An 11,072-nucleotide genomic window follows, 5' to 3' on the forward strand; every position below is an offset into this window, starting at 1 on the left:
GGACTCCAACACCTGGGAGTGATGTGCCGAAGAATCGTCGCCCGGCCCGGTGCCGCGGCCATGATCAGCGCGACCACCGCTATCCGGTCGTTCTGCGGTGCTGACGTCTCTTGGGGTGCTGACGTCACTGGCTGTGGTCGGTCCCGAGTCGTGGTGTGGGGCGGCGGTGGGCACCTCGTCGTTCGGTGCGCTGGATGGGCTTGGTTCTTCGGGCTGGTGGGCCGGTGTCTCTTCCCGCAGGTGTCCTGCCGCGGTGGTAGACGGTCCCGGTTCCGCGGGCGGCGCATCGACGGCTTGGGTTTCGGTTTCGGGGATGCGGATCGGTCCGTGGATATCCACCGGGGGTAGCGGGTGACGGGTGTCGCCGTCGTGCACCGTCAGGGTGATGCGAGTGGTGCCATCGAAGACCGCGTAACTGCCGGCGAACTTGGCGTTCGCGGCGACCCGGCCGCCGTGGTTATACGTCGGACCAAAGCGCCTGCGCCCGGTGAAGCCACCGCCAACCCGCGCCGCGGCTTGGAACCCGGGCAAATGCGCCTGGGGACCGAACAGCGCCCGTCCACCGCCCTGACGGGTCTTGAACAGCTGGCGCAGCCGGCTCTGATTGACGTCGTTGACCACGTAGGTGTTGCCACCTTTGCGCTCGATCTTGCGATATTCGAGGTTTTGGACATCGGCGCGGCCGGTGATGCGCAACGTTCCGTGGCGGAAAAGTTCAACCCCGTCGTCGTCGACGACGCGGGTCATCGCCGGAATCTTGTTGGCGAGGCGGTTGTCGCTGAGGTAACTGTCCAGCTCGCCGCTAAGGTCCCGCATTCTGGCCTGCGTCGACGCGGCGAGGTGGGCACGGATGTCGGCACGAAACCTTGCGCCGTCGACGACCTTGGCGATGCTATGGGAGCTGAGTCCGCGCGTAGGCAAACCGGCGTCGGTGGGGTTCGGTTGCGCTTCGTGGCGTTCGCCGCCGCCGGGCGCCGAGGCGTCGGGGCCACTGCGGGCGCCTGGCCCGGCGTGCGGGGGCTGGTCGTTGCGGATGACTCCGACGCGGGGCTCGTACCGCAGGTGCGCTGTCGCTTCCGGTGGTGACTCACGGGTGACGAAGTCAATTTGTGCGGTGCCGACGCTACTGGTGCTGCCCTCCGGCGGACGCATCTCCGCGTCGATGGTGGCCGTGCCGACACGGGTGACCGGATCCACCTTCTGGCGAAAGAGGACACCGCTGGCCGAGTTCTCAGTCTGGGTATCAACCGTCTCGTGGCCGAAGGCACCCAGGAGGCGGGCAACCAGCGAGAGGCTGACGGGGCCGCTGGAGGGCAAGACGTCACCCTGCCCCTGGACATAACCCTCCCAGTTACCGGTTTCCTGTCTCGAGACACTGCTCGACATGGACTGCTGGCCGCCGCTATAGAACTCGGTGGTGTCGTTGGACTCCGCGCGATGCAGGGTATCGACGTGGGCGCGGAGCACGACTGTGCCGCCGGGCACCGACTTAAGGTCGATGGTCGCGCTGCCGCCGCGACTGTAGTGGCCCAAAGCGTTCTGGATGGGCATCGTTGCGACGTGCGCTGCCAATTCAGCGCGCACCATCGGCCAATGGTCGCCGAACGCCGCAGTGCCGCTGTCGCTGAGCAAGTCCAGGATGTGGGTCGCGACGATGTCCTCGCCGGGAGCTCCCCCGGTGCCCGCCTCGGGCGCAGCACGCGCGGGGGTGTCGGCCGCGGCACGGTGCGGACGTACCTTATCGACGATCTGGTCAACGGCGAGCTGCGGCTTTCCGGACAGGCGCTCGCCCGGGGTCGGGACGCCCTTCGCGTACGAGAAGACGCCGCTAAGCCAGACCGGTTGCGGCGCTTGCGGAATGCCCTCGATGGGCTTGCCGTCCACGGACTGTTCGTAGCTGATGTCGAAGCGGATCGGCTGCCGGAACAAGTGATGCTGGTCGACCGTCCTCATCCTCATCGGGACCCGGTCCTCGGTTTCGCCGGATACGTTCGAGACGTCCGAGTTCTGGAAGTCCACCTTGGCGATGAGGTCACTGCTGACGCTGGCGGCTGGGCGTATCGAGGCTGTATGGGTTAGCTGGGTGCTTAGCGAGGTGTGCGGAAGGGGAATCTGTATCCGGCCGCCTAACACTCTTCGCAGCACGTCGCCGCGGATTTGACCGGTCGATGACTGCGACTCGACCGACAGGTCGGTCTCAAAGGCCTTCGACGGGCCGATGTAGTCGTAGTGGGGGTCGCGGGTCGGTCGCATTTTGACGGTGAGCTTGCCGCCGGCCACCGGGATGTCATGGCTCCACACCCGGCCCGACTCGTGGGTGAGCTTGGCGATCAGCACATCCGGGCCGAACTCGTCCGACACGCCAGCCATCGCGTCATCCAGGCGGCTGCCCAGGGCCGGGCCCAGATCGTTGCGGATCGCCTCCACTAGGCCGCTTTTCGGGTCGACGCCGATCAGCATGTCGGAGGGATGCCAGCCGGCCCGCAGCGCGTGTTCGGGCGGTCGCGGCGTCTCCCCGTGTGGCTGCCGAGACGGCGGCGTCCACTCCATCGTGCGCTGCGGCACCGGGTCGGGCTCGCGCGCGGGCACCGTACCGTCAGCGATGTCGGTAAGTCCCGGGGACTTACCGTCGGCCGGCTCGTAGTCGACCGGATCGCTATCGAGTGTCTCCTCGCGATGCGGCCGCAGCGGCGTCGTGCTGTCGATCGTCCCCAAGGTCCCTCGGCGAGACGACAGCGCCGTCTCGAACGAGCGCCGAACGGGAACGCCACCGGAGAACGGGCTCTCCCCGAGCGCAACGGCGTCGAGGTCCCTGTTGTCCGGGTCGACAATGTAGGTGATCTCCCGCGGGTGGAGCTGGGGGCGTGTCGGCGGTGCAGCCTCAGGAGTCGGCCCAGTGTGGATGTCCTCCGCGAGCTGGTCGGCGTCGAATGCCTCCTCGCGATGCGGCCGCAGCGGCGTCGTGCTGTCGATCGTCCCTAAGGTCCCTCGGCGAGACGACAGCGTCGTCTCGAACGAGCGTCGATCGGGAACGCCACCGGAGGGCGGGCTCTCCGCGAGCGCAACGGCGTCGGGGTCCCTGTTGTCCGGGTCGACAATGTAGCTGATCTCCCGCGGGTGCAGCCGGCGGCGCGTCGACGGTGCAGCCTCAGGGTCGGCATCGAATGTCTCCTCGCGATGCGGCCGCAGCGGGGTCGTGCTGTCGATCGTCCCTAAGGTCCCTCGGCGAGACGCCAGCGCCGTCTCAAACGAGCGCCGATCGGGAAAGCCACCGGAGGACGGGCTCTCCCCGAGCTGGCCGGCTGGGTCACGCTCAGCGGGCTTGTCGATGAACCCGGTGGGCATGTCCTTGGTGAACGTGGGCGGCAGAGCGTCATCGTGCATCCGCCAGCCCTGCAACTCGGTGAGGGGAATCGCGATCTCGACCGAGAACAGGCCAGACTCGTGCACCGTGGACACCGAGCCGGTCATAGTGCCGTCGAGCCGCACCCAGCCCTCGAAAACGGCCATGTCTTGGTCGAACTTGGTCCCCACGGCCACGCGCTCCTGGTTGCGCACGCGTTCGGCGTCGCGGACGAACCGGGACACACCGGCAATAGGTTCGGCCAAGACCATTCCGTCGTTGAAGTCACCGCCACGGCCACCGAGTGCCCCCTGGACGGACGTCTGCGTGTTCCTGTCCAGCGTGGACGTCGAGCCCCTGGTCAGCTCGGCACTCGGGCTGGACAGCGTGTTGATCACCCGCTTGAAGGTGAGCCTCTCGATGTCGGCGGTCAGGGCGACTTTGGTCTTGGACAGCCGCCCAGAAGACAGGATCCGTGTCAGCGGGCTGTGCTGGGTCATCGCGGGCAGAGCGCCGCGCACACGATGGAGGTGATACCAGGACCAGACATCCGGGGCGTGTTCGTTCCAGTCGCTGCCGAAGGCCCGCCGGCCCATCGAGTCGAGCATGCCGCGTAAGCCGCTGATGTCGAGGTTGGTGACCCGGTCCATGCTGCCTAGGCCCTTCAACGGCACGGCGTTTTCCCGGTTCTCGCCGCGCGGGATCACCGGTGTCGCCGGCTGATACGCGGGCTCGGGCTCGCCGCCCTTGCCCTGCACGACGCGGTGACCAGTGCCCAGTCGCCACCAGGGGGACTCTGCAACTGATCTACGCTCGGGCGGCGGCCCGTCGCCCCAAATCCGGTCCGGCGGCGCCCATACCTTCTGGTCCCGGTAGTCATCGTGCGGATCGGTCTCGTACTTCTCCATCAGCACGTCGAATTCGGCGCGGGTCTCGTGCACCGCCACCTTTTCCACCACCGCCCCGCCAAGCGGATCAGACCGCTTGCCGCGCCGAGGCGCTAAGCCCGGCCGGGGCGCCGGCGCCGTGAAGAGCACCCTCGCCCTGTCGAAGAAGACACGGGTCTCGTGCACCGCGCCCGTGAACAGGGCCGCGGTGGACCGCTCATCACGCCCAGCCGATGACACCGGGACCGAACCCGGCGCGTGCATCCGAAACCGGAGCCGAGCCTGCCCGTGCCAGCCCTGCCCGGGCGCCGGATGCTTCAACGTGTTGCGGACCCGGAACTGGCTGCTATCCGTCTCGTTGCGGGTCTGGCCGCGGGTATGCGTGGCGTCCAGGCCACCTTCCGGACTCGGGTGTGTCCCGTCCTGCCCGCGGAACCTGCCGGGTATCGGCAGCTGCCACGATCGAGCCACCACGTCTTGGTGCACCCGAACAAAGTCGGTCTCGGTCCCGTAGTGGAACTCGGTCTTCTTGGTCGACCCGGTCGCGCGCATAATTCGCTGCGGGCCGGAGCCGGTGCCACCGGCGTTGCCCACCACGGGATTTCGGGTATCGCGCGGGTTCGACGAGGCGCCCAGCGGCTCCACGAACGCATGGACTTCCAACCGTGCCCCCGGGACGCCTTGAAACTCAAGGATCAGCGGCTGCTTATTGGTCATGCCGTGCAGGTTGGCCTGCAAGAGCTCGACGGTGAGCCAGTCCTGGGTCTCTAGCATCGCCTGGTCGGCCAGCTTGCCGTACGCCTTGGTGAAAGCATCCCGCATCGGCTCGCTCTCGACAAAGCCTTTCACGGTCTGCACCTCGGGACCTCGAGCCGGGCGCCGCGGTTGGTGGTTCTCTCCGGTGATCGGATGCTCTGGCGGCGGATGCGGCGCGTCCTCGACCGGTCCGCTTGTACTCCGGCTGGTCAACTTGCGGTAGGCCATGGCGAGGGCAGCCCGCATGCGCTCGATCCGCCCGTTGCCGCCCCGCCGGCCCGGGTGAGCGGCGGCAGGAGGCGGCGGGTCATCCGGCCGCAACCACAGGTTGTTGACGATGTCGGACCCGCTCAGCGCGTGGGTAAATTGCACTCTCGGCGGACCGCCGGACCCGTCCGGATCGTTCGCGCTGTGGTCGTCGACGTCGCGGGTGGGCACGACCACTTCGACGTGGTAGTCGAGCCGACTTGGACTCGGGGTGTTGGAAAAGCCGCTTGCCTTATAGCTGATAACCGCCTGGATGTTCCCATGAAAGCGGGTGCCCGGCTCGTTGGTCTGGCCACCGCTGATCTGGCGGTCGACACGCTGCTCGGTCAACGCCACATCGTGCACCCGGGGGCGGATCAGGTTCGCGGTGTCGCTCGCTTTCGGATGGCTTACGTTGCCTTGCAGGGCCCAGTAAGACGTGACGCGGCGCTCTTCGAAGGAGCCGACAGCATTGCTGGAGTCAGACGTGTGCTCGAACTCGTAGCTGTCGATCTGCTCTTTGAACTTCAGTGCTGAGCGCTCGTCGGCGCCGTCCAGCTGCAACTCGATGGTCAGGGTCTCCTTCGCCCCGATCTTGATGACGTGCCTGGGCTGGCGACCGCCGCGCAACATGCCAGGGATCTTGGGTTTAAGCGCATCGTCGCCGAACATCGCCGTGATCCCGGCCCGGTTCGCCTCCCACACCTCGTCACCGCCGAGGTCGCGCACCACTCGCTCGATCTGCCTAAGCCCCTGATCGCCAGAACCGGAGCGGAATTCTTCGACCACATCAAGGCCGCCAAGCACCAGGTGGTCCCCGATCCGCGCAGGCAGCTGGGGGACGGGATTGGGCAGCTCGAGGCGCGTCGGGTCGGACTGGGGTGGATCGGTATTGGGCCGGTTCGCCGCGTCCGTCTGGTGCGCGCTCGGCGCTTCCTGTGGCTTGACGCCGTCCCGCAGCGTGGCGGGAGGGGCATCGGTGGTGGACTCCGCCGGCGCTGCCGTGAGGTGGTCTCGATACGCCGGTGGGAGAGAACCGGGGTCTTCGATGCCCAATTGCGCCGGACGCTCGCCCGCGTCCAGCCCTTCACCGGTCGAGCGAGCGCCATGTTCGCCTGTCGAACCTGGCGGCGCAACCACGCGATCGTTTAGAACGTGAAGTGCGTGAATTGGCGGAACTGTATGTTCGGCTGAGCCGGCGGGCGATTCCTGAGCCGGAGTACCGCGAGCTCGAACAGGCATTAGCTCGGCTGACTGTCTATCTGTTTGGCTCTCGGGCTCGGCGAGCGTCGACATGTCGTTCGTCGGATCAACGAGGTCACCCTCGCCAGCACCCGATTCCGCCTCGGGCAAGCCATGCATAACACTTCGAGTTGGACGCGTTACGTGGCCGCTGGACGAGGGCGGAGCAGAGTCGATGTCGCTTTCGTCACCCGCCCGAACATTCAAGTTATTGGGGTTCGCGAACCAGAAAGACGAACTCGTGGATGGTGTCGCTCGACCGCTGGGTGGCTCCATGCGTCCTAGGGGCGCAGGGGGCGCAGGATTCGGCAAATCGGGGTTGAAATGCTCGTTCGCCTGAAAAGGCCCATATAGGGGGACGGTGCGCTCGAAAGTTCCATCGGGATTCTCGCGTAGGGACCCTGGTGACAGAACCTCCCGAGCGCCGAGAACATTCTCCCTCCTGATCCCGCCTGGAAATGCGATTTCCTGTTGGTAAGCGTGGCGGGCAAGGCCTCCTGTCGCGTTGACGTCGACGCCGCCGGGCGCATCGATAACGTAAAGAAACGGGTGTCCACGCGACTCGGCGGGATCAAGGAAATCCAGAGGGATCTGAGGGTGTCGCGTGGTGGAAACGAGCGTCGTCGGCGTAACCCAGCCGGCCTCTGGTAGCCAGTGTGGTGCCTGCGATGCGAATCCTTGCTCGAAGATGATCCCGGGCGGCCGGGTGTCATAGCGGTAGAGAGGACCGTTGTCGGTACGGAAGAAAGTGGTGCCCGACGGGGAAGAGTAGGCGTCCGCGACATCAGTCGGGTCGACGGTAGGGTCCAGTTGCGCGCTGGGACGCGGCGCAGGAAGTGGTTTATCGGCCATCAGCGTGCGTAGAGCGTCCCAGCTGGCCGCAACCCCTGGATGCAGGCTGAGGTCGGCTACCTCATCCTCGCGCACCCAGCGCAGTTCGGAGCTCTCATCGTTCGGTGTCGTCTCCAGCCGATATGGCGCGTCGGCGATCACGGTCGTGTAGGTCCAGTCAATGCCGCTGGCCCTGGCGGTAACGACGGGCAGTCGCGTAGTCACCAGATGCCTGTTGAGTCCGGTTTCTTCGTGCGCCTCCCGGATGGCAGCCTGCGCGACGGTTTCGTAACGGGCCCGGGCTCCTCCGGGAAGACCCCACGTGCCACCATGGTCAGTCCATGAAGCGCGGCGCTGGAGCAGCACGACCGGTGAACCATCAAGGCCTCGGGCGCGCAGCAGCAGCCCGGCCGCGCCATACCGTCCCCAATACGGGGTGCCATCTTCGGATACAACCCATCCGTCACCGTCGTCCATACGCGCGCGGTAGTCCGCTATCAACGCATCGGGATCCAAACCCAAGCGCACGAGTTCGTTGCGCGCGCTCGCTAGCGCCCGCTCGGTCGAGGATGTGTCCCGGCCCTCATCGAGGGCAGTCAACGCATCGCGATGCGCATTGAACGCCTCCCGAAAGCGCTCCCACGCACGAAGCCGGTTTCTGTCTGTGCCCTCGCGCTCACTTTGGGTCGACGACGGTGGCCCATCGCCGAACGCTCGCTGACTCAGCTGTTGCGCCCACTCGTCACGCTGGTCGTTCCGCAACTGCGGCAACTCGGCTTGATGGTGATGGGCTGACGCTGTTGAAGCGAGGGACACATCGCGCGACAGATCAAACACCTCATCGGGCGCAAACCACGACCTCGGATTCTGACCGTAGTCCGATTCCGACGATGCCACGGAAAGGCGCCTCGGCCTGACCCGTCGCAACCGGCTACCGCCAGCACGCGACCGTGACTGCCCATGTCCGGTGGTTAACGTGCGGTGCGGGGTGGAATCCGCCCCGGCTACGGATTCGTTGGCCGTTTCGGGCATAGCAAATATAGACCGATCGCCGTGGAATGGTGCGCCCATAAACCATGCCTGCACCGGATTGGCTGGTCGGTCCAGTCTTGGCGGCCAAGGCTGCGTTGTTCCGCGCTGTCCGTCGAGGGCGTAGACATCGTGGCCGTCGTAATAAGCGTTGAAGGAATGCACTTGGCCGTTGCGATATCTGATGGCGACGACGGTATGTGCGCCCGAGCCTGCGGTTTTCAGGCGCTCAGCGATGCCTTGCCGTGTGTGGGGAACAAGAGGTAGGCCGGTGGCCGCACCGATGTCATCCGGGGTCAGGCGTTCGATGCCTGCCCGGCCCGAAGCGCCCGACAATCGTTCAAACACCGCCAGTGTCGCGGGCCCACAGTTGAGTAGCCTCGCCGGCGGGCGAGGGGCACTCGGATCGCCGTCATGGTTGATGTCGCCGATCCAGCTACGGACCTCATCAATCGTGTTGTCGGAGTGCGGAATAGCCGCCAACAACGGCTTGCTGGCAGGCGCTTCAGGTAAGTGTTCACCGGCGCCACGCCCCACATGGCCTACATGAGGATCCAGCTGCGGCCTTGCCGATTGCGACGCGTAATAGTTGCCGGTTTCACTACCGGCTCTCGTGTGGCGCAAATTTGCCGGCGGTCGCGGACCCCTCACTCTTGCCGGCCAGCCGCTGCCGTGTGACAGGGGCGCCCATCTAGTTTGATCGTCCGTCGTTAGTTGACCCAGCAGGCTTCGGTCCGGCCCGCTAAACATGTTGGGCGACCACCTATTTCGACTCAAAGTTGGCTGCCTATTGTCGTCAGAGGCAGCCCCCGACGAGTCGTCGGAGTTGTCACGCCGGGACCGCGAGGCCTCAGCGAAATGTGGGGTCCCTCGACTTTGACCCGAGGGGCGATCATTCGCGGCCGATGGCTCGTGCTGATGCGCTGAGGGTTCTGCTTGCTCGGCGTGGCGCAACGGCCGTGGCTCGGGCAGCCCCCGCAACGTTTCGCCCGGCCGCGGACCCGCTGAGATCTTATGGTCGTCGTAGGTCGAAGGTGCCGACCTTGCCGCTGAGGACGCCCCCTGTGATGTCTCGGCGGGCGCGACCGTAGCGTCAACTCGCCGCGGTGCGTAGGGCTCAGGCTTAGCAGGCCGCGGCCCACTGCTCCAATTCTCCGGTATGCCGAATCGCGTCGGGTCCACCGATTTTGGGGTCGTACCGAGCATCACGCGAATGAACCGATGTAAATTCCCCAGGTTGCGCCGCGGCGCTTTCAGCCGGTCAAGATGGTCGCGTACCGTTTCGTATATCGTCCGTTCAGCCACACTGTCAAAGCCCATCTGAAACTGCTTACGCTGCTCAGCCGGTAGCTGCTCATAGGCGATCGCTATCCAGTCGTCAACGTCAGCGGGCAGATCGCGGAACTTGTCGCTCAGCAAGGCCCTAACGCCCGCGGCCAGACCGGCAAACCTCGTGGGATCGGGCGGTAGTCCAGCGGGCGTGTGTGGTTCAGCAGTGTCCGGGCTCGGCGCCGTAATTGGAGCCCTCGCCGTCCCAGGTTGGCGACGCAGCCGCTGGTCCAACTCGTATAAAACCCTGGGACTCCAACCCGTCTTGAGGAAATTGCGACGCAGCCCTTCTGGTAGCCCGCTGTAGACGATTTCGTAGGCGCGGGCGATTCGTTCCTCACCTCTCTCGCCAGGTGAGGCGTCGCCCGACGACTGCCCCACCCTGCGCCGGACCTCATCCAGCATCGCCTGGGCTGCAGGAGGCAGCGGCGCGGGTCTGCCGCGTAACACAAGCTCGGGGTCCGAGGAAACGGGCAAGGCATGCCCGTGCACATCGGAATACGCCGGGAGGGGTTCAAGCAAGTTGAATTCGTTGACGTCGTACTCGTCATCGTCGGCGCGACGATGCGTTTGGTCAGCGCCCTGGTGCGGACCGTCCCTATGCAACCCCGCCGCCGCGGCGCTCTCATTGCGACCTGGGGCCGGCGTGGGTAGTTCGTCATTTGTCCGACGTGACTCCGCGGCTGGCTCGGCGGCGGACGTGTGGTCATCGCTGTGCTCGGTGATCGGCCCGGGGTCGCGCTGCTTGCCCTTAGCTTTCTCCGACATCTTTCTGGGCGGCGAGGGTGTCGACGCGCCATCACCGTCTTGCGCCGTGCGCGAGACCCATGGCGTTTCGACACGGGCCGTTAGGGTTGGGCGCGCAGTAAGTCCCGTTTGGTCAACTAGCTGTTCTGTATCCGTAATATGTTGTGTGTCAGTGGGTTGCGGTGCTACCGATCGCTCGTGGCCTACCCCGGTCGATTCCCGGGTGGGTCGACTCAAGAAGTGAGCAGAAACCCCGGCTGTGTCGTGCGGGGCGTCAGCATCGCGCCGTCCAGAATCTCGCGCTTGGGGATCAAGCACCGCGGGCTGATCAGAATCCGAAGGCGATTGAGTCCTTACACCCCCGCTTTCGGCGGGCACCTGATGGTGCTGGCCGTGATCATCAGCGTCGATGAGCCGTTGTGGTGCAGTTGCTTCCGCTGCTGCGTGTCGGTCTTCATCCCCGCTGCGGGAGGCTGGGTTTGGCTCGGTGTGGTGAGGTTGCGGTACCGATGACGAGGAGGATGGTGGTGTCGCGCTGTGGGTTGTCTGGCCGGCTGGCAGGTGCGGGCTGGTTGGGTCGGTGTTGGGGGCGGGTGAACCGTGCAAGTTCGACACCGCGTCGTTGTCACCCACGTGGTCAACGAGCTCGTTGAGGTGAGCGA

1 protein-coding gene is annotated in these 11,072 nt (G+C 65.8%); it reads right to left on the reverse strand.

Annotated features, from left to right (window positions below; translation table 11 throughout):
- Positions 1-8,202 (reverse strand): NUDIX domain-containing protein (locus A5622_RS11390; RefSeq protein WP_232002942.1); only part of this gene is annotated, 8,202 nt, incomplete at its 3' end.
- Positions 8,203-11,072: the final 2,870 nt, after the last annotated feature.

The sequence above is a fragment of the Mycobacterium sp. 1245801.1 genome (genome assembly GCF_001673055.1).
Lineage (GTDB): Bacteria > Actinomycetota > Actinomycetes > Mycobacteriales > Mycobacteriaceae > Mycobacterium > Mycobacterium europaeum_A.